Below are 18,799 nucleotides of genomic sequence, written 5' to 3'. Positions count from 1 at the left end.
ATCGGGTGATTCCGGGCGGTCCGCCGGTGCTGTGGACGGGCGCAGAATGAGAGGCATGAGTCCGCTGCTGCGTCGTACGAAGAAGAAGCCCGCCGAGCGGGTGGTGACCCTGGTCGGGAAACCGGGGTGCCATCTGTGTGAGGACGCGCGGGCGGTGGTGAGCGCGGTCTGTGAGGAGACCGGTGCGTCGTGGGTGGAGAAGGACATCACCGAGGACGAGGAGCTGTACAAGGAGTACTGGGAGCAGATTCCGGTGGTGCTGATCGATGGCGAACAGCACACGTTCTGGCGGGTGGACCCGGCGAGACTGCGCAAGGCACTGGGTGCGGACGTGAAACTCGGTTAACATCGTGGGCGTTTTGAGTGGTCTCGGGGGCGTAGACATGAGGAGTGTGTACCGCTTTGCCCCCTTCGAGGCTGCAACGGGCTGATGCGGTCCCTGGTTCCGGGATCGCGCGGGCAATGTGCGTGACCCCGGTCACTTTGACCGGACAAAACGGACACCATCTTTGTGCACGCGTTCACAAAGACATAGCCTGCATTCGACGGGGCGGTCTTGGGACATACGGCCGCCTGCAGCCCCGCTCATCCCGCAGGAGCACCGTGGCAACTGGCCGAACTCACCGACCGGCGACCCGTAGCCGAGGAATTCCCGAGGCCACCGTCGCCCGACTTCCGCTGTACCTGCGCGCCCTCACCGCGCTCTCCGAGCGATCCGTACCCACGGTCTCCTCCGAGGAACTGGCCACCGCGGCCGGCGTCAACTCCGCGAAGCTGCGCAAGGACTTCAGCTACCTGGGGTCCTACGGCACCCGCGGTGTCGGGTACGACGTCGAGTACCTCGTCTACCAGATCTCCCGTGAGCTCGGCCTCACGCAGGACTGGCCGGTCGCCATTGTCGGCATCGGTAACCTCGGCGCGGCCCTCGCCAACTACGGCGGCTTCGCCTCGCGCGGCTTCCGGGTCGCGGCGCTGATCGACGCCGACCCGGCCATGGCCGGTACGCCGGTGGCCGGGATCGCCGTCCAGCACACGGACGACCTGGACCGGATCATCAGCGACAACGGTGTGTCCATCGGCGTGATCACCACTCCGCCCGGCGCCGCCCAGCAGGTCTGCGACCGGCTCGTGGCCGCCGGTGTGACCTCCATCCTCAACTTCGCGCCGACCGTGCTCTCGGTGCCCGAAGGCGTCGACGTACGCAAGGTCGACCTCTCCATCGAGCTGCAGATCCTGGCCTTCCACGAGCAGCGCAAGGCCGGCGAGGACGCGTCCGCCGACGCCGAGGACCCCGAGGCGCCGCCGATGCGTGCCACGCCCGCGAGCCGGAAGGGACCCGACGGGGACATGCCCGCCGTGATGCCGGCATGAGCCTCCTCGTCGTCGGGCTGAGCCACCGCAGCGCCCCCGTGTCCGTACTGGAACGGGCCTCCCTCGCTGCCGACACCCAGGCCAAGCTGCTCCAGGACACCCTCGCCGCGGAACCCGCGACCGAGGCCGCCGTGCTGGCCACCTGCAACCGCATCGAGCTGTACGCGGACGTGGACAAGTTCCACGCGGGCGTCGCCGAGCTCTCCACGCTGCTCGCCCAGCACAGCGGCGTCGGACTGGACGAGCTCACTCCGTATCTCTATGTGCACTACGAGGACCGCGCCGTCCACCACCTCTTCTCGGTGGCCTGCGGCCTGGACTCGATGGTCGTCGGCGAGGGGCAGATCCTCGGCCAGATCAAGGACGCGCTCGCGCGCGGCCAGGAGCTGCACACCGCCGGACGGCTGCTCAACGACCTCTTCCAGCAGGCCCTGCGGGTCGGCAAGCGCGCCCACAGCGAGACCGGGATCGACCGGGCCGGGCAGTCGCTCGTCTCCTTCGGGCTCCAGCAGCTCGCCGCCGGCGCGGACCCGGGCCTCTGGGCCCAGGGCAAGCGCGCGCTGGTGATCGGCGCCGGTTCGATGTCCTCGCTGGCCGCCGCGACCCTGGCGCGTACCGGCGTCGCCGAGATCGTCGTCGCCAACCGGACCCGCTCCCGCGCGGACCGGCTGGTGGAGATCCTCCAGCGGGGCGACGACACCACCGTGCGCGCGCACGCCGTCGAGATGTCCGCGGTAGCCGACGAACTGACACGTGCCGACGTCGTCGTCTCCTGCACCGGTGCCACCGGCCTCGTCCTCACCGCCGACGCCCTGGCCGACGCGCTCGGCACCACCCTGGACGCACCGGCCGAGCCGGAGCCGCTCACGGCCGTCCCGGCCCCGGCCGACGTCGACCAGCACGCCGCCTGGGTGGAGAACGGCTCCGCGCCCGACGCCGCACCGCGCCGCGTCGCGCTGCCCGCGCAGTCCACCGGACCGGTGAAGCTCGCACTGCTCGACCTCGCCATGCCACGCGACATCGACGGCGCAGCCCACCGCATCGACGGTGTCCGCCTCGTCGACATCGAGTCGCTCGCCAACGCCTCCGCCGACGCGCCGATGGCCGCCGACGTGGACCAGGTCCGCACGATCGTCGCCGACGAGGTGGCCGCCTTCGGCGCCGCCCAGCGCGCCGCCCATGTCGCGCCGACCGTGGTCGCGCTGCGCACCATGGCCGCCGACGTGGTCGCCGGCGAGATCGCCCGGCTGGACGGCCGCCTTCCCGACCTGGACGAGAAGCAGCGCGCCGAGATCACCCAGACCGTGCGCCGCGTCGTCGACAAACTCCTGCACGCGCCCACCGTGCGGGTCAAACAGCTGGCCAGCGAGCCCGGCGGCGCCGGGTACGCGGACGCGCTGCGCGAACTCTTCGACCTCGACCCGCAGACGGTGGCCGCCGTCTCCCGGGCCGACCTGAACGACCCGAATAGAGGGCGGTCATGACCGACAACTCATCGCCGGGCGCGGGCAACGCCGCGCCGCTCCGGCTGGGCACCCGGCGCTCCAAGCTCGCCATGGCCCAGTCCGGCCTCGTGGCCGAGGCGGTCCGCGAGGTGACCGGGCGCGCCGTCGAGCTCGTCGAGATCACCACGTACGGCGACACCTCCCGTGAGCACCTGGCGCAGATCGGCGGCACCGGTGTGTTCGTCGCGGCCCTGCGCGAGGCGCTGCTGCGGGGCGAGGTGGACTTCGCGGTCCACTCGCTCAAGGACCTGCCGACCTCGCAGCCGGACGAGCTGGTGCTGGCGGCCGTGCCGCAGCGCGAGGACCCGCGCGACGCGCTGGTGGCTCGTGACGGGCTGACCTTCGAGCAGCTGCCCGACGGCGCCCGCATCGGCACCGGTTCGCCGCGCCGCATGGCGCAGCTGAACGCGTACGCCCGCTCGCACGGCCTGCGGATCGAGACCGTCCCGATCCGGGGCAACGTCGACACGCGGATCGGGTTCGTGCGCGACGGTGAGCTCGACGCGGTGGTCCTCGCCGCCGCCGGGCTCAGCCGCCTCGGCCGGACCGGCGAGGTCACCGACTTCCTGCCGGTCGACACCGTTCTGCCCGCTCCCGGCCAGGGAGCACTGGCGATCGAGTGCGCTGCGACCAGCGCCGACCTCGCCGCCGCGCTCGCCGAGCTCGACGACCCGTACACCCGGGCCGCCGTGACCGCCGAACGTGCCCTGCTCGCCGCCCTGGAGGCCGGCTGCTCCGCACCTGTGGGTGCGCTGGCCGACCTCCTGGTCGACGGACAGGTTGTCAACGAACTGCGCCTGCGCGGAGTCGTCGGTTCCACCGACGGTTCCTCGCTGGTACAGCTGTCCACCACCGGTCCCGTCCCCACGTCGCACGACGACGCGGCGGCCCTCGGTCGCGAACTCGCGGCCGAGATGCTCGCCAAGGGTGCGGCCGGTCTTATGGGGGAGCGAGCACTTTGAGCCCCACCGGCCCCGCCGCATCCGACTTTCCTGCCCTGTCCCCACGAGGTCAGGTCACCTTCCTCGGCGCCGGTCCCGGCGACCCGGGACTGCTGACGCTCCGCGCCGTCGAGGCGCTGGCGAGCGCGGACGTCCTGGTCGCCGAACCGGACGTTCTCGACGTCGTTCGCGGCCATGCGCGGGCAGGCGTGAGCACGCCTGAGCTGACGGTTGTTGACGTGGCGTCAACAGCCGCCGGAGTACCCGTTCTCAGGGACGCGGCCAATCTTGTCATGGAGGCCGCGAAGGGCGGCAGGCGGGTGGTCCGTGCTGTGGCGGGCGACCCGGGCCTGGACGGCGACGCGGGCGCGGAGATGCTCGCCTGCGCCGCCGCCGGAGTGCCCTTCGAGGTCGTCCCCGGTGTCGCGAACGCCGTTGGCGTGCCCGCGTACGCCGGAGTGCCGCTGCGGGACGCGCAAGGCGCCGACGTGCGCTTCGTCGATGCCCGTACCGCCTCCGACCGGTGCTGGAGCGAGGTCGGCGCGAGCGACGCGACCGCCGTCGTCTCCACCACGCTGGACGCGGTCGCGGCCGCCGCCGGTGAGCTGGTCTCGGCCGGCCGCAAGCCCGACACCCCGCTCACCGTGACGATCGCGGGCACCACCACCCGCCAGCGCACCTGGACGGCGACCCTCGGGACGATCGCCCAGGTCTTCAAGCAGGCCAAGGTGCTCCCGTCGCCGGAGGGACACCGGCCGGTCATAGCCGTGGTCGGTGAGCGCAGTGCCGCCGCCCAGCGCGACCAGCTCGCGTGGTTCGAGTCCAAGCCGCTGTTCGGCTGGAGGGTGCTCGTCCCGCGCACGAAGGAGCAGGCCGCGTCGCTCTCCGACCAGCTGCGTTCGTACGGTGCCGTCCCGCACGAGGTTCCGACGATCGCCGTCGAGCCGCCGCGTACGCCCCAGCAGATGGAGCGCGCGGTCAAGGGCCTGGTCACCGGACGCTACGAGTGGATCGCCTTCACCAGCGTGAACGCGGTCAAGGCGGTCCGGGAGAAGTTCGAGGAGTACGGGCTCGATGCCCGGGCCTTCGCCGGGATCAAGGTCGCGGCCGTCGGCGAGCAGACCGCCGCCGCGCTGGTCGACTTCGGTGTGAAGCCGGACCTGGTGCCTTCCGGTGAGCAGTCCGCCGCCGGACTGCTGGAGGACTGGCCGCCGTACGACCCGGTCTTCGACCCGATCGACCGGGTGTTCCTGCCGCGCGCCGACATCGCCACCGAGACGCTGGTGGCCGGGCTGATCGAGCTGGGCTGGGAGGTCGACGACGTCACCGCGTACCGCACGGTCCGCGCCTCGCCGCCGCCGGCCGACACCCGCGAGGCGATCAAGGGCGGCGGCTTCGACGCGGTCCTGTTCACCTCGTCCTCGACCGTCCGGAACCTGGTCGGCATCGCCGGCAAGCCGCACAACGTGACCGTCATCGCGTGTATCGGCCCGGCCACCGCGAAGACCGCCGAGGAGCACGGCCTGCGCGTGGACGTCCTGTCCCCGGAGCCGTCCGTGCACAAGCTCGCCGAGGCGCTCGCCGCCTTCGGTGCGCAGCGGCGGGACGCGGCGAAGGAGGCCGGCGACCCGGTGACCCGGCCGAGCGAGCGCCGCCCGGGCGCGCGCAGGCGCCGGACGACGACGTAGCGGCAGTACGACGGTGAGTGGGCCCGGTCGCTTCGGCGGCCGGGCCCGCCGCCGTTTTTGGGTCTTTTCCGGCGCCGGTGTCGGTAAGCGGGTGGTGGGGCCGGGTCTATCGTCGAAGGATGACTGCGTACGGAAACTTCCCCGGCTCCCGCCCCCGGCGGCTGCGGACGACCCCGGCGATGCGGCGGATGGTCGCCGAGACCCGGCTCGACCCGGCGAACCTGATCCTGCCCGCGTTCGTACGGGAGGGCATCGACGCCCCGGTCGCCATCTCGGCCATGCCCGGCGTGCACCAGCACACCTTGGACACGCTGCGGAAGGCGACCGTCGAGGCGGCGGTGGCGGGGGTCTCGGGGATCATGCTCTTCGGGGTTCCGGAGGACGCGAAGAAGGACGGCCGGGGCACGGCGGGCACCGACCCGGACGGCATCCTCCAGCTCGGGCTGCGGGCGGTGCGCGAGGAGGTCGGTGACGACCTGGTGGTCATGTCGGACCTGTGCCTGGACGAGTACACCGACCACGGCCACTGCGGAGTCCTGGACGCCGACGGCCGCGTGGACAACGACGCGACGCTGGAGCGGTACGCGGAGATGGCCCAGGTCCAGGCGGACGCCGGAGCCCATGTGGTCGGTCCCAGCGGGATGATGGACGGCCAGGTCGGCGTGGTCCGCGACGCGCTGGACCAGACCGGCTACGAGGACGTGTCGATCCTCGCCTACACCGCGAAGTACTCCTCCGCCTTCTACGGCCCGTTCCGCGAGGCCGTCGGCTCCTCGCTCACCGGCGACCGCAAGACCTACCAGCAGGACCCGGCCAACGCCCGGGAGTCGCTGCGGGAGCTGGCGCTCGACCTGGAGGAGGGCGCCGACATGGTCATGGTGAAGCCCGCCGGACCGTATCTGGACATTCTCGCCAAGGTCGCGGAGTCGGTGGACGTGCCGGTGGCCGCGTACCAGATCAGCGGCGAGTACGCGATGATCGAGGCCGCCGCCGAGAAGGGCTGGATCGACCGGGACAAGGCGATCCTGGAGAGCCTGACCGGGATCCGGCGGGCCGGGGCGCAGATGATCCTGACCTACTGGGCGACCGAGGTCGCCCAGTGGCTCGCAGGACGGGACGCCGGGCGGGGCTGAGCCCCCGCGTGATCACGGCCCACCCGCTCCGGTCTCCTGGAGCCGGTGGGCCTCCTTGATGGAGAAGCGGGCGCTGTCCCGTACGAGCGGGTCCTGGTCCGCGCGCGCCGTGGAGTCCAGGGCCATCGCGACGAGCGGGTCGGACGTGTACGGCGCCAGGGACATCGCCGCGTACTGGCGGACCAGGTCCTCCTCCGGCTCCCGCAGCGCGGTGAGCAGCGCGCGGCCCGCGCGGCGGCGGAGGTCGGGGTCGTCCGGCGGCCAGACGCGCAGGACGGTGGCGCTCTCGACGCGGGCGAGGCCGTACTCCTCCGCGTCGGCGACCACCGAGACGAGGAACGGCAGCGCCTGCGCGTTGGCGTCCAGCTCGGTGATGATCTCGCGCTTGCGGTCGCTTCCCGGAGGCAGTGCGCGGTACTCGGCTATCAGGCGTTCGGCGGCTTCGGCCGCTGCCGCAGCTGCCGTGGTCGGGGGGTGCGTGTCGTTCATGGGGGTGGACACTTTCTGTCAGGGCCAGTCGACCAGTGCCATGAATGCTACGAAAGTGACCATCGCGGTGGCAGGTGCGGCCAGTGCCAGGCCCACGCGCCGGGCCATGTTGCGCACCTGCCAGGGCACGGTCCAGCTGGCGACCAGCACCATCACGGCCAGCAGCAGGCCCACGCACAGGACGGTCCACGCCGGCGCGAAGCTCGCGTCGAAGCGGGCGGCTTCGGTGCCGTCGCAGGAGTCGCAGGCCATCGGAGCGAGCCCGCCGACGAAGAGGGCGGCGAGTCCCATCGGCAGGGTCACGAGCGTGCAGACCAGCGGGGCGATCCAGGCGCGGTGGTCGCGTGTGGTGTCGGGCATGGGGACGAGTCAACCTCGGAGGTCGGTCGCCCGCATGAGTACCAGGGCTCAGTCGGCCGCCGGTATGTCGGTCGGTCCGCCTGTCCTCGCGGCGCCACCAGATGTGGCTGCGCGGGGTCGGCCACGCCGATCAGGACCCGGTGCCGTCCCGTGCCGTGATCCGGGAGAGGTCGGAGTGCCGCCGCGCTTTCAGTCCCACCAGAACGACCACGCTTCCTGGTTCAGGATCGCCTTCTCCGCGTAGACGTCCAGGTCGTACGGCGGTGACTGGTCGATGTTGTCCGGGCAGAACGCGTAGTGCTCGGCGGCCAGCGCGCGGGCCTCGGCCAAGGTGGTCGGCGGGCGGCCCACGGAGACGGTCAGGGTGTCGAAGCCGAGCACCACCACCCGTACGTCGTACCGGTCCTCCCAGGAGCGGAGCACCGCGCAGAGCCGGGCCACGTCGTTCTCGTGGTTCACCGGGCCGGACCAGCCGATGGCCGCCGGTATGTCGGCGCTGCGGCGGGCCGGGACGAGGGCCATCCGGGTGCCGCCGAGCCAGCTGTCCGGGTCGGCCGTGATCACGCCCGCCAGTCCGGCGGCCGCCTCGTCCGGGTCCGCACCGGACCCCTGGGCCGGCGTCGGCGCGAGACCGGGCCGGCCACCGGTGGCGTCCTCCGCGCCGCCCACCTCGTCGGCCGCGTGATCCGTCCAGTACCCCGCCAGCACCTCGTCGGCGTCGTGGTCGCCCGGATACGTCGTCGCGTCCGGGCACAGGTCCCACTCGCCGGGCCACTGCTCACGCGAGCCTCCGCTGACCAGCACCGGCAACAGCCCGACCCGCCGCCCGGCCGTCCGCAGGGCCGTCCAGTCCCGGGGCGCGGCGGGCCCGTCCGCGTACCAGAGCAGCGGTTCGTGCCAGGGGCCGTCCAGCGTGGCGTCCACGAGGGAGCCTGGCGGAAGGTCCAGGCCGGAGGAGGCCAGGTCGGGCAGAGGATTCGGGAGCGTCGCCATGGTGGTGAGCCTAGGGGGCACCACTGACAACGGGCGGTGCGCCGACGGCCGCTGAACGGGCCTCGGAGGCGTATCGTCGCGGTGGCCTGTTCCCGGCGACCTCTGTGGGTGGTTCCATGAACAAGATCGTCTCGTCCATCTCGGTCTCCCTCGACGGTTTCTTCGAAGGGACCGACGGCGACATCGACTGGCATTTCGTCGACGAGGAACTCCACCAGCACTTCAACGACAGCCTCCGGACGGCCGGCGCGTTCGTCGAAGGACGCGTGACCTACCAGCTGATGGAGGAGTTCTGGCCGACCGCCGACCAGGATCCCGCCAACGCCGGGCCGATGGCCGAATTCGCCGGTATCTGGCGGGACATGCCGAAGTACGTCTGCTCCCGGACGCTGGAGAGCGTGGGGCCCGGAGCGACCCTGCTGCGCGAGGTGGAGCGGGACGAGATGTGCGCGGTGCGGGACGCGGTGGCCGGGGACCTGATCGTCGGCGGGGCGGATCTGGTGGAGACGTTCCGGCGGCTGGACCTCGTGGACGAGTACCGCCTCTACGTCCACCCGGTCCTCCTCGGCCGGGGCCGTCCCTTCTTCGGCGAAGCGGCGGACCGGCAGGGGCTGCGGCTCCTGGAGACCCGGACCTTCGGCACGGGCGTGGTGCTCCTGCGGTACGAGACGGCTCCGGCGAAGGCCGATGCGTGAACCGTACGTACGGTTCACGCATCGGCCTGTAGGGCGACGCGGCGTCAGTACATGAGCGCGTTCGCCCGGTCCGACTGCCAGTAGGTGACGAAGCCGTTGTCGTCCCAGTAGGTCTCGGCCGGGAGCTTCAGCTTGGCGGGCGTGTCGTACGTCGAGCCGTTCTTCTCGGCGAAGAAGACCGACAGGTTCTTGCTCTTGTGGAGCTTGCTCTGGCCCGGCTCGCCGCTGAGGCCGATGCCCGCGTACGCCTCCTCGCCGGGTGCCAGCGTGACCACGGCCTGCGGCTTGCTGTCCTCCAGGATCGGGAAGACGGACTGGGCGCCGTCGAAGCCGAGGTGCGGCGCGTAGTAGGCGTCGCAGAGGCCGGAGCCGGTGTTCTTGAGCGTCAGCAGCAGGTGGTTGATCGGGCGGTTCACCTTGGTGACCGTCACCTTGGTGTTCGCGGTCGTGCAGGTGGTGCGGGCGGTGGACGCGGCCTGCGTCGCCGTCTCGGTGCCGCTGTGCGTGCGCTGCCCGCCGTTGCCGCCCGCGTGCTTGCCCTGGGCCGGCGTGGAGGCGGTCTCGGCGGGCGGCGCGGTGGTCTGGGGCGTCTGGGGTGTCTGCGGTGCGGTGGACTCCGTCGTGGCGGCCGGAGCCGGAGCCGGGCCCGCGCTCTTCGTGCCTTCGTTCCCGCCGCAGGCGGTCAGCGAGAGGGCGGCCACCAGTGCGGTGGCGGCGAGCGCGGTGGTGCGGATGCGGTTGGTGCGCATGGCGGTGGTACTCCCCGTGTTCGGTACATCGGTCGGCACGTTGGTACGTCGGTCCGTGCCGCGGTCTGGTCCGAGCTTGTGGGGTGGCTGATTCCGGCCGCAACGCCCGGCGAACCATTGGGGATGCCGGAACGTCTACGCATACGGTGACCTGCGGGAATTCCGCGTCCCTGGAACGCCGTTCCGGGACGGACCAGGGAGGGGAACGCCGTCGTGGCGACGCCGGAGGCCGAGCATTTCGCGGCCCTGCTGAAGGAACTGAAGGACCGTTCGGGGCGGAGCTACGGCGTGCTGGCCGGGAGACTGCACGTCAGTACGTCGACGCTGCACCGGTACTGCAACGGTGACGCGGTGCCCAACGAGTACGCCCCCGTCGAGCGGTTCGCCCGGCTGTGCGGGGCGTCGGGCGACGAGCTGGTGGAGGTGCACCGGCGGTGGATCGTGGCGGACGCGGCCCGGCGGCGGCCGGCGGCGGGGCCGGAGCCGGTAGCTCCGGTTCCGGTCAAGGTCGCGCCCGCGCCTGTGCCCGAACCTCCAACCGCCGCCACGGAGATGCCCGCCGGAGCCCCAGCCTCCTCCTGGACCCGGCTCTCCCGGCGTACGCGGGTGCTCATCGCCGCCGTCGGCGCCGCCGCTCTCCTCGTGCCGACCACCGTCGTCGCCGCCGACCTCGTCGGGTCGCGGGCGGAGGACGGCGCCAGCGCACCGAGCCAAGGGGCCCGGGCGGACGACGACACCTTCACGCCGCCCACCTCCACCGACCTCCGGCCCTCACCGACACCTCCCTCCGCCTCTCCGCAGCCCTCCGCGTCCTCCGGCACGCCCTTCACCGCGCCCTCGGCCGAGCCGGCCGCACCCGGCGCACCCGGCGCACCCGCCGGTTTCGCTGAGAAGCAGCCCCAAGGCAGCCCCAGTACCGGCCTCGGCGCGCCGCCCGCCGTCACCATCTCCTCGTACAACTGGGACGAGCCCTGCGGGCAGTTCTACCTGCTGGACCGAGAGCCGGAAGGGGTGGCTCCGCCGCCTCCGCCGCAGGACCGGCGCGGCTGGGCCCGGTCGTACGGCGGGGTCGACGCCGGGAACATGCTGCTCCAGCTGACCGTCCAGGGCACCTCGCGCGAGGCGGTCGTCCTGAAGGGCCTGTACGTGCGGGTGCTCTCCCGCAAGGCGCCGCTGCCCTGGTCGGCGTACCTCATGGGCAACGGCTGCGGCAGCGGCATCGCGCCGCGGACCTTCGCCTCCGACCTGGACACCGGGCACCCGATCATCACGCCCGTACCGGGATCGCAGGGCGACCGTACGATCCCGGCCAAGCCGTTCCCGTACAAGGTGTCGTCCGAGGACGTGGAGGTCTTCAACCTCGACATGAAGGCGCAGGGGTACGACGTGACCTGGTACCTGGAGCTCAGGTGGAGCAGCGGCGGGCGTGAGGGGATGCTGCGGATCGACGACCACGGGAAGCCGTTCCGGACGAGCGGGATGCGCGGGCGGCCGATGTACACGTACGGCAACGACGAGGTGAAGTGGGAGCCGTACCAGGCGGGTTGAGGAAGGGGCCGGCCGCTGTCCGTGGCAGCGGCCGGCCCCCGTTTCAGGAGGGCGTCGCGCCCCGGCGGCGGAGGTCGAACGCCGGGTGCTGCGCGGCGGCGTTGGCGTCGCGCCAGATGCGCTGGACCGGCGCGTCGTCATAGATCACGGCCGAACCGGACGCCTCGTACACCGCGTTGACGTCCTCCCGGCACCGCGTCCCGGCGTACGCGATGTCCCGGCGGCATCCGGGCCCGCTCCTCGGCCGTGCCGCCCGGCGTGGAGGAGGCGGCGAGCCTGTCCAGGCCGGCCAGGAGCAGCGCCCGCGCGGTGTCGACGGTGGCGGTGTGCGCGGACACGTCGAGCCCGGAGCCGCGCGTTCCGGAGCCCGCGTACGTGTCCAGCGCGGCCCGCGCCGCGCCCAGCAGGACGCCCGCGAGCGCCACCGGCCGACGGCCGCGAACGCCATGCGGTACGGGGTTGTCCTCGGGCGGCCGTGCGGCGCCGGGTGGGCCGGGTCGAGCGCGGTGAGCGGGAGCACGCGGTGGTCGGGGACGAGGAGTTCGGGGACCGTGAACGAGCGGCTGCCCGTACCGCGCAGGCCGCTGGTGTACCAGTCGTCGATGGAGACCGCCCGCTCCCGCGGGAGGAGGACGAGGTGGGGTTTTGGTTCGGCGCCGGGTGCGGGCGGGGCGCTGACTCCGGCGACGATCCAGTCGGCGTGGTCGATGCCCGAGCAGAAGCGGCCCCACGTCCCGCGCAGCAGATGGCCGCCCGGGACGCGCTGGGCGGGCGGGCCGGAGAGGCCAAGTTGCTGGGCGATGCGGCTGGAGGGCGCGGCGAAGACCTCTTGGCGCGCCTCCAAGGGGAACTGTGCGACGGTCCAGGTGTTGCCGGTCGCGGCGGCCACGTACGGCCCGAGCGGGAAAAGAGCGCCGCCTTTGCCACGCTGACCCGGGCCGAGCGGACCGGTACGCCGCGCAGGCCGGAGAGGGCGGCGGCCAGCAGGGCCTGGGTGGCGACGGTCCCGGCGAGGGCGCCCAGGAAATCGGTGCCGAGCGGGCGCGGGCCGCCGTTGGCCCGGCCGTGCAGCGCCATGAGCCCAATCGCGGCCTGCGCGGTGGTCTCGTCGGACGGCGTCGGGTCTCCGGCCGGCCAGCCCCGCAGCGTCAGGTCCGTGCCGCGCGCCCGGTGCGGGCCGCCGAGGCCGATGACGGTCTCCGGACCGGCCGTGGCGTACCGGTCCCGCGCCACTCCCGCGCTCCCGCCCGGGTGCCAGGGCCCCGTGCCGGGTCCGAACCGGGCGCCGAGCCGGGTGAGGTGGTCGCGGACGACCTCGGTCGCCGTGGCGAGGCCGGCGGGGCGGGGCGGGGTCCAGGTGGAGCTGGTGGCCGTCGAGTGGGAGGGCTTCGCTGGTGGTGAGCTGCGGGAGCGGTGGCGCGGATGTCAACGGGTCCTCCGGGGTGGTCCGGTGGTGGGCGGCCCGGCGGGCGTGCGGTGTGCGGTCGGCCGGAGCGGGCGGCGCGTTTCGGACGACCGGAGACGAGCCGTTAGTTAGGTAGGCTAACCATAATCGCATCGAGCCCGACGGTGGAGGATCTCAGCCGGATCGGGCCGCACGGCAAGGGAGTTGAGTCCAGGAGCGGCGGAAGGGTGGAGCTGGGAGGAGTCATGCGCGTACTGGGGGGTACAGTCTCCGACGCCCTGGCAGCCCGCGCCGGTGCGGCCGTGCGCCAGGTCGCGGGCCGCCTCACCCCCGTACCCCCAGGTGACCGATGTCCGGCATAGCCGAAGCCTCCGAACGAGCCGAGCAGGACCCGACCGACCCCAGGCGGAGCGATACGCGGGAAGACCTTGACCTGGATGTCTGCGAGAAGCGCTCCCATCGGCTCAGACGCCGACTGGAGCGGCTGATCGGGATCGCCGCCACCGAAGGCAATTCCCTGATCCCCCTCCGCAACGGTGACCAGATCTTCGGTGCGATGCTGAAGTCGATCCGTGAGGCGGAGCACACCATCGACATGATGACCTTCGTCTACTGGCGAGGGGACATCGCGAAGGACTTCGCCGAGGCGCTCGCCGAGAGGGCCCGGTCCGGAGTCCGGGTCCGGCTGCTGCTCGACGGCTTCGGCTCCCGGCTGATCGAGAAGGGCCAGCTGGACATGATGGACGAGGCCGGCGTGACGGTGGCCTGGTTCCGGAAGCCGCTCTACCTCTCGCCGCTCAAGCAGAACCACCGATGCCACCGCAAGGTCCTCATCACCGACGAGTCCACCGCGTTCACCGGCGGCGTCGGGATCGCCGAAGAGTGGTGCGGCGACGCGCGCAACGAGCACGAGTGGCGGGACACCCATGTGCAGGTCCGCGGGCCCGCCGTCGACGGGCTGGCCGCCGCCTTCGCGCAGAACTGGGCCGAGTGCCAGGACGAGCTCTTCGACGAGCGCGACCGGTTCGTGGCGGGCGACCAGCACGGTGACGCGGTCGTCCAGGTCGTGCGCGGTTCGTCATCGTTCGGCTGGCAGGACATGCAGACCCTGATACGGGTCGTCCTCCAATCCGCCGAGGAGCGCATCCGCCTCACCACCGCCTACTTCGCGCCCGACGACTACTTCACCGGCCTGCTCTGCGCCGCGGCCCGGCGCGGCGTGGAGGTCGAGATCCTGCTGCCGGGCCCGCACACCGACAAGCGGGTCTGCCAGCTCGCCGGTCAGCGCTATTACGAGGAGCTGACGGCGTGCGGGGTGAAGATCTACCAGTACCAGCCGACGATGATGCACACCAAGACCCTCACCATCGACCGGGTCGCCTCGCTCATCGGCTCCACCAACTTCAACCGGCGCTCGCTCGACCACGACGAGGAGGTCATGCTCGCGGTCATGGACTGCGACTTCACCGACGCGCTCGACGCCCACTTCGACGAGGACCGCGAGAAGAGCGTGCTGATCGAGCGCGGCCGGTGGAAGCGGCGCGACGTCCTCCAGCGGGTGCGGGAAGCGGCCGTGGTGCCGATCCGCCGGTATCTCTGAGGCCGGACCCCTCGTCGGCCGGATTCGCGTGTGTGGCCGGAGGCTGACCGGGCAGGCGGGGAGAGCAGCGTCCGTCATGTGAAGGGAAGGGCCCATGAGCGTCTCAGCCGACACCTCGTCCGCACCGGCAGCCGCGGTGATCACCGAGCCCCTGCCCGACCTCCAGCTCCAGCTGCTCATCCAGCTGCTGGACGAGGATCCGCGCTCCAGCCTGCCCCTCACCCTCACCCACCCCGGCGGTCTGCTGCACGGTGATGTGATCGGCCACGAGCAGTGGAAGGCCGAGTGGTCCAGGAGCCTGCGCCAGGTGGAAGGCGAGGGCGCCAACCTGCTGGCCGAGTTTCCGGAGACCGTCGACCAGGGCGTACGGGAGATGCAGGGCCAGGAGTACGGCGCGGAGACGGCCCGGCTGCCGCGCTGGATCCATCTGCGGGACGTGACGCTCCTCGCCGGGTCCATGAGCGCGGTCTCGCTGCCGCTGTGGCGCGGACGGCTCTCGGACGTGTCGGGCTGGGCGCTGGGCCGCCCGCAGTGACCTGATTGCTTACGTGATCGGCCCCGGCACCTGTGAAGGTGCCGGGGCCGACGTACGTACGGCGGAGCGCGGTCAGAGGCGGCCGGGCGTCCGGATGCCGAGCAGCTCCATGCCCTGGTGCAGGGTCCGGGCGGTGAGGTCCACCAGGAAGAGCCGGTTCTCGACGGTCTCCGGCGCGTTGTCCGGGCTGAGGACCTGGCACTGGTCGTAGAACGTGGTCAGGTGCGAGGCCAGCTGGTAGAGGTACGCGGCCAGCTTGTGCGGCTCGTAGCCGGACGCGACCTCGGAGAGCACCTCGCCGAACTGGTCCAGGTGCAGGCCGAGCGCACGCTCCGCCGGGGCCAGCGCCAGCTCCGGATGGGCGGCCGGGACCGCGTCGCCGGCCTTGCGCAGGATCGACTGGATGCGCGCGTACGCGTACTGGAGGTACACCGACGTGTCGCCGTTCAGCGACACCATCTGGTCCAGGTCGAACTTGTAGTCGCGCACGGCCGAGGTCGACAGGTCGGCGTACTTCACGGCGCCGATGCCGACGTACCGGCCGTTCTCCACGATCTCGTCCTCGCCGAGGCCCACCTTGTCGGCCTTCTCGCGGACGACCGCCGTGGCCCGCGAGACCGCCTCGTCCAGGAGGTCCTCCAGCCGCACGGTCTCGCCCTCACGGGTCTTGAACGGCTTGCCGTCCTTGCCGAGGACCGTGCCGAAGGCGAGCTGCACGGCCTTGACGTCCTCGTTCAGCCAGCCGGCCCGGCGGGCCGTCTCGAAGACCATCTTGAAGTGCAGCGACTGCCGGGCGTCGACCACGTACAGCAGGGTGTCGGCCTTGAGGTCCTGGACCCGGTTCCGGATGGCGGAGAGGTCGGTGGCCGCGTAGCCGTAACCGCCGTTGGTCTTCTTCACGATGAGCGGGACCTTGTTGCCGTCCGGGCCCTTCACATCGTCGAAGAACACACAGAGCGCACCCTCGGAGCGGACGGCGACACCCGTCTCCTCCAGGATCCGGCAGGTCTCCTCCAGCATGGCGTTGTAGCCGGACTCACCGACGATGTCGGGGTCGCGGACCTCCATGTCGAGCTTGTCGAAGACCGAGTGGAAGTAGATCTTCGACTCGTCGACGAAGCCCTGCCACAGCTCCAGCGTCTGCGGGTCGCCGGCCTGGAGGGCCACCACCCGGTCCCGCGAGCGTGCCTTGAACTCCTCGTCCGAGTCGAACAGCGCACGCGAGGCCTTGTAGACGCGGTTCAGCGTCGACATGGCCGCCTCACCGTCGCTCGCGCCGCCCTCGTGCTTCAGCGCGTCCGGGTGCTCGATCAGATACTGGATGAGCATGCCGAACTGCGTGCCCCAGTCGCCGATGTGGTGGCGCCGGACGACGTCCTCACCGGTGAACTCCAGGATCCGGACCATCGCGTCACCGATGACCGCCGACCGCAGGTGGCCGACGTGCATCTCCTTGGCCACGTTCGGCTGCGCGTAGTCGATGACCGTCCTTCCGGCGTCCGCCGCCACCGGCACGCCGAGGCGGCCCTCGGTGTCGGCGGCCCGGGCGGCGAGCGTCTCGGCGATCGCCCGGTCGGTGAGCGTGATGTTGAGGAAGCCGGGTCCGGAGACCTCGATCTCCTGGATCAGCTCACCGGCCGGAAGAGCGGCGGTGACCTGGCCGGCCAGCTCACGCGGGTTGCCCTTGAGCTTCTTGGCGAGCGCCAGGATGCCGTTGGCCTGGAAGTCGGCCCGGTCGCTTCGGCGCAGCAGCGGGTCCGCGGTGCCGGCATCCGGCAGAGCTGCCGTCAGGGCGTCCGCCAGCTGCTGCTGGAGCGTGGAAGCGAGGGAAGGGACCGAGGCCATGGCTGGCTGCCGTTTCCGTAGGGGTACAAGGGATCTGCCCAGTATCCCACGGTGCGTAAAGCCGTTTTCGCGCTACGGCGGGTAGCTGGGAGAATGGTCGGTGACCCACCGGGAATCGACAGACGAGAGAAGGACGTGCCGACCGTGGCCGAGAGTCAGACCAGCACCGAGACCGACTGGGTCTCCCGCTTCGCGGACGATGTCATCGCCGAATCGGAGCGTCGTGCGCCTGGCAAACCGGTCGTCGTCGCCTCCGGCCTGTCACCGTCCGGCCCGATCCACCTCGGCAACCTCCGCGAGGTCATGACCCCGCACCTGGTCGCCGACGAGATCCGCCGCCGCGGGTACACCGTGCGCCACCTGATCTCCTGGGACGACTACGACCGCTACCGCAAGGTCCCGAACGGCGTCCCGGGCGTGGACGCGTCCTGGGCCGAGCACATCGGCAAGCCGCTGACCTCGGTGCCCGCACCGGCCGGCTCCGCGTACGCGAACTGGGCCGAGCACTTCAAGGCCGCCATGACCGCGGCCCTGGACGAGCTCGGCGTCGAGTACGACGGGATCAGCCAGACGGAGCGGTACACCGCCGGGACCTACCGCGAGCAGATCCTGCACGCGATGAAGCACCGTGCCGGCATCGACGCCGTACTGGACCGCTACCGGACGAAGAAGGACCCGGCGGCCGCTGCCAAGGCCGGTAAGAAGCCGCAGCAGCAGAAGAAGGTCGACGAGGCCGAGCTGGAGGCCGCCGAAGGCTCCGGTGCCGCCGACGAGGACGACGGCAGCGGCAACACCGCCGGCTACTTTCCGTACAAGCCGTACTGCGGCAACTGCGAGAAGGACCTCACCGTCGTCACCTCCTACGACGACGACACCACCGAGCTGAACTACACCTGCTCGGCGTGCGGCTTCGCCGAAACGGTCCGGCTGGGCGAGTTCAACCGCGGCAAGCTGGTCTGGAAGGTCGACTGGCCGATGCGCTGGGCGTACGAGGGTGTGATCTTCGAGCCCAGCGGAGTCGACCACTCATCGCCCGGCTCCTCCTTCGTCGTCGGCGGCCAAATCGTCCGCGAGGTCTTCGACGGCGTGCAGCCCATCGGGCCCATGTACGCCTTCGTCGGCATCTCCGGCATGGCCAAGATGTCCTCCAGCAAGGGCGGTGTGCCGACTCCGGCCGACGCGCTGGAGATCATGGAGGCGCCGCTGCTGCGCTGGCTCTACGCGCGCCGCAAGCCCAACCAGTCGTTCAAGATCGCCTTCGACCAGGAGATCCAGCGGCTGTACGACGAGTGGGACTCGCTGGGCCGCAAGGTCGCCGACGGCACGGTGCTGCCCGCAGACGCCGCCGCGTACGCGCGTGCCGTCCGCACGGCGGCCGGAGAGCTTCCGAGCACCCCGCGCCCGCTCCCGTACCGGACGCTCGCCTCGGTCGCCGACATCACCGCCGGCGCCGAGGACCAGACCCTGCGCATCCTCGGCGAGCTCGACCCGGAGAACCCGCTGACCTCGCTGGACGAGGCGCGCCCGCGCCTGGACCGCGCCGAGAACTGGATCACCACCCAGGTCCCGGCCGAGGCCCGCACCATCGTCCGCGACGAGCCCGACAAGGAGCTCCTCGGCTCGCTCGACGACCAGGGCCGCGAGTCGCTGCGCCTCCTCCTCGAAGGGCTGGACACGCACTGGTCGCTGGACGGGCTCACCACGCTCGTCTACGGCGTGCCGAAGGTGCTGGCGGGCCTGGAGCCGGACGCCAGGCCGACGCCCGAGCTGAAGGCCGCGCAGCGCTCCTTCTTCGCGCTGCTCTACCGCCTCCTCGTCAGCCGCGACACGGGCCCGCGTCTGCCCACGCTGCTGCTCGCGGTGGGTGCGGACCGGGTGCGGAGGCTGCTGGGCGCGTAGCCTCGTACGTACGGATGAGGGCCGCCGCCCGGGAACTCCTCCC

The 18,799-nt window shown here is 71.7% G+C and carries 17 protein-coding genes; 11 read left to right on the top strand and 6 right to left on the bottom strand.

Annotation, left to right across the window (positions count from 1 at the left end; translation table 11 throughout):
• Window positions 1-55: 55 nt before the first annotated feature.
• From ABZ267_RS19350 to hemB, 6 genes are all read left to right on the top strand, one after another.
• The gene (locus ABZ267_RS19350) at window positions 56-346 is read left to right on the top strand and encodes a glutaredoxin family protein (RefSeq protein ID WP_356746714.1); all 291 of its coding nucleotides are present in this window, start codon (window positions 56-58) and stop codon (window positions 344-346) included.
• Window positions 347-603: 257 nt separating this feature from the next.
• Complete coding sequence (locus ABZ267_RS19345; RefSeq protein WP_356746713.1) at window positions 604-1,371, top strand: redox-sensing transcriptional repressor Rex; 768 nt, start codon at window positions 604-606, stop codon at window positions 1,369-1,371.
• Window positions 1,368-2,855, top strand: a complete 1,488-nt coding sequence (locus ABZ267_RS19340; protein WP_356746712.1) for a glutamyl-tRNA reductase — start codon at window positions 1,368-1,370, stop codon at window positions 2,853-2,855. Before ABZ267_RS19345 ends, ABZ267_RS19340 begins: the two co-directional genes overlap by 4 nt.
• Window positions 2,852-3,838 (top strand): hydroxymethylbilane synthase, encoded by a 987-nt coding sequence (gene hemC / locus ABZ267_RS19335; RefSeq protein ID WP_356746711.1) that lies wholly within the window; start codon window positions 2,852-2,854, stop codon window positions 3,836-3,838. The genes ABZ267_RS19340 and hemC overlap by 4 nt, the downstream gene beginning before the upstream one ends.
• Window positions 3,835-5,505 (top strand): bifunctional uroporphyrinogen-III C-methyltransferase/uroporphyrinogen-III synthase, encoded by a 1,671-nt coding sequence (locus ABZ267_RS19330; protein WP_356746710.1) that lies wholly within the window; start codon window positions 3,835-3,837, stop codon window positions 5,503-5,505. The genes hemC and ABZ267_RS19330 overlap by 4 nt, the downstream gene beginning before the upstream one ends.
• A gap of 119 nt (window positions 5,506-5,624) precedes the next feature.
• Window positions 5,625-6,638 carry a porphobilinogen synthase gene (hemB, locus tag ABZ267_RS19325; RefSeq protein WP_356746709.1) on the top strand — a complete coding sequence of 338 codons (1,014 nt, stop codon included), beginning with the start codon at window positions 5,625-5,627 and terminating at the stop codon, window positions 6,636-6,638.
• A 12-nt stretch (window positions 6,639-6,650) separates the two neighbouring features.
• Here the strand turns inward: hemB and ABZ267_RS19320 are convergent, their stop codons facing one another.
• The 3 genes from ABZ267_RS19320 to ABZ267_RS19310 all read right to left on the bottom strand — a co-directional run bounded on the left by ABZ267_RS19320 (window position 6,651) and on the right by ABZ267_RS19310 (window position 8,480).
• A complete protein-coding gene (locus tag ABZ267_RS19320; protein WP_161265336.1) occupies window positions 6,651-7,127 on the bottom strand; it encodes a hypothetical protein in 477 nt (158 codons plus the stop codon).
• A gap of 18 nt (window positions 7,128-7,145) precedes the next feature.
• On the bottom strand, window positions 7,146-7,487 hold the full coding sequence (locus tag ABZ267_RS19315) for a hypothetical protein (protein WP_356746708.1): 342 nt from the start codon (window positions 7,485-7,487) through the stop codon (window positions 7,146-7,148).
• A 189-nt stretch (window positions 7,488-7,676) separates the two neighbouring features.
• Window positions 7,677-8,480 carry a DUF4253 domain-containing protein gene (locus tag ABZ267_RS19310; protein ID WP_356746707.1) on the bottom strand — a complete coding sequence of 268 codons (804 nt, stop codon included), beginning with the start codon at window positions 8,478-8,480 and terminating at the stop codon, window positions 7,677-7,679.
• Window positions 8,481-8,596: 116 nt separating this feature from the next.
• Between ABZ267_RS19310 and ABZ267_RS19305 the strand changes: the two genes are divergently transcribed.
• On the top strand, window positions 8,597-9,175 hold the full coding sequence (locus ABZ267_RS19305) for a dihydrofolate reductase family protein (RefSeq protein ID WP_356746706.1): 579 nt from the start codon (window positions 8,597-8,599) through the stop codon (window positions 9,173-9,175).
• A gap of 44 nt (window positions 9,176-9,219) precedes the next feature.
• On the opposite strand, the gene ABZ267_RS19300 is transcribed toward ABZ267_RS19305, so the two are convergent.
• Window positions 9,220-9,924: a DUF4232 domain-containing protein gene (locus ABZ267_RS19300; RefSeq protein ID WP_356746705.1), complete on the bottom strand. Its 705-nt coding sequence runs from the start codon at window positions 9,922-9,924 to the stop codon at window positions 9,220-9,222.
• A 213-nt stretch (window positions 9,925-10,137) separates the two neighbouring features.
• On the opposite strand from ABZ267_RS19300, the gene ABZ267_RS19295 reads away from it, so the two are divergent.
• Window positions 10,138-11,472 (top strand): helix-turn-helix transcriptional regulator, encoded by a 1,335-nt coding sequence (locus tag ABZ267_RS19295; RefSeq protein ID WP_356746704.1) that lies wholly within the window; start codon window positions 10,138-10,140, stop codon window positions 11,470-11,472.
• A 43-nt stretch (window positions 11,473-11,515) separates the two neighbouring features.
• Here the strand turns inward: ABZ267_RS19295 and ABZ267_RS19290 are convergent, their stop codons facing one another.
• A complete protein-coding gene (locus ABZ267_RS19290; RefSeq protein ID WP_356746703.1) occupies window positions 11,516-12,361 on the bottom strand; it encodes an acyl-CoA dehydrogenase in 846 nt (281 codons plus the stop codon).
• An 865-nt stretch (window positions 12,362-13,226) separates the two neighbouring features.
• On the opposite strand from ABZ267_RS19290, the gene ABZ267_RS19285 reads away from it, so the two are divergent.
• Together ABZ267_RS19285 and ABZ267_RS19280 are read left to right on the top strand one after the other, a co-directional pair.
• Window positions 13,227-14,477, top strand: coding sequence for a phospholipase D-like domain-containing protein (locus ABZ267_RS19285; RefSeq protein ID WP_356746702.1), 1,251 nt, complete (start codon window positions 13,227-13,229; stop codon window positions 14,475-14,477).
• A gap of 94 nt (window positions 14,478-14,571) precedes the next feature.
• Entirely contained in the window at window positions 14,572-15,012 is a 441-nt protein-coding gene (locus ABZ267_RS19280; protein WP_356746701.1) for a hypothetical protein, read from the top strand.
• Window positions 15,013-15,084: 72 nt separating this feature from the next.
• Here ABZ267_RS19280 and argS read toward each other — a convergent pair whose 3' ends face one another.
• Window positions 15,085-16,857, bottom strand: coding sequence for an arginine--tRNA ligase (gene argS / locus ABZ267_RS19275; protein ID WP_356746700.1), 1,773 nt, complete (start codon window positions 16,855-16,857; stop codon window positions 15,085-15,087).
• A 135-nt stretch (window positions 16,858-16,992) separates the two neighbouring features.
• Between argS and lysS the strand changes: the two genes are divergently transcribed.
• Entirely contained in the window at window positions 16,993-18,756 is a 1,764-nt protein-coding gene (gene lysS, locus ABZ267_RS19270) for a lysine--tRNA ligase (RefSeq protein ID WP_356746699.1), read from the top strand.
• The last annotated feature ends 43 nt before the right edge of the window (window positions 18,757-18,799 follow it).

This window comes from Streptomyces sp. NPDC006174 (assembly GCF_040614075.1).
GTDB lineage: Bacteria > Actinomycetota > Actinomycetes > Streptomycetales > Streptomycetaceae > Streptomyces.
This window is presented reverse-complemented; position numbering and strand designations above follow the sequence as displayed.

What these genes read in the sequence shown, in the direction of transcription:
- ABZ267_RS19350 (WP_356746714.1), top strand. Translation starts at nt 56, where the DNA reads ATGAGTCCGCTGCTGCGTCGTACGAAGAAGAAGCCCGCCGAGCGGGTG.
- ABZ267_RS19340 (WP_356746712.1), top strand. Translation starts at nt 1,368, where the DNA reads ATGAGCCTCCTCGTCGTCGGGCTGAGCCACCGCAGCGCCCCCGTGTCC.
- hemC (WP_356746711.1), top strand. Translation starts at nt 2,852, where the DNA reads ATGACCGACAACTCATCGCCGGGCGCGGGCAACGCCGCGCCGCTCCGG.
- hemB (WP_356746709.1), top strand. Translation starts at nt 5,625, where the DNA reads ATGACTGCGTACGGAAACTTCCCCGGCTCCCGCCCCCGGCGGCTGCGG.
- ABZ267_RS19320 (WP_161265336.1), bottom strand. Translation starts at nt 7,127, where the DNA reads ATGAACGACACGCACCCCCCGACCACGGCAGCTGCGGCAGCGGCCGAA.
- ABZ267_RS19315 (WP_356746708.1), bottom strand. Translation starts at nt 7,487, where the DNA reads ATGCCCGACACCACACGCGACCACCGCGCCTGGATCGCCCCGCTGGTC.
- ABZ267_RS19310 (WP_356746707.1), bottom strand. Translation starts at nt 8,480, where the DNA reads ATGGCGACGCTCCCGAATCCTCTGCCCGACCTGGCCTCCTCCGGCCTG.
- ABZ267_RS19305 (WP_356746706.1), top strand. Translation starts at nt 8,597, where the DNA reads ATGAACAAGATCGTCTCGTCCATCTCGGTCTCCCTCGACGGTTTCTTC.
- ABZ267_RS19300 (WP_356746705.1), bottom strand. Translation starts at nt 9,924, where the DNA reads ATGCGCACCAACCGCATCCGCACCACCGCGCTCGCCGCCACCGCACTG.
- ABZ267_RS19285 (WP_356746702.1), top strand. Translation starts at nt 13,227, where the DNA reads ATGTCCGGCATAGCCGAAGCCTCCGAACGAGCCGAGCAGGACCCGACC.
- ABZ267_RS19280 (WP_356746701.1), top strand. Translation starts at nt 14,572, where the DNA reads ATGAGCGTCTCAGCCGACACCTCGTCCGCACCGGCAGCCGCGGTGATC.
- argS (WP_356746700.1), bottom strand. Translation starts at nt 16,857, where the DNA reads ATGGCCTCGGTCCCTTCCCTCGCTTCCACGCTCCAGCAGCAGCTGGCG.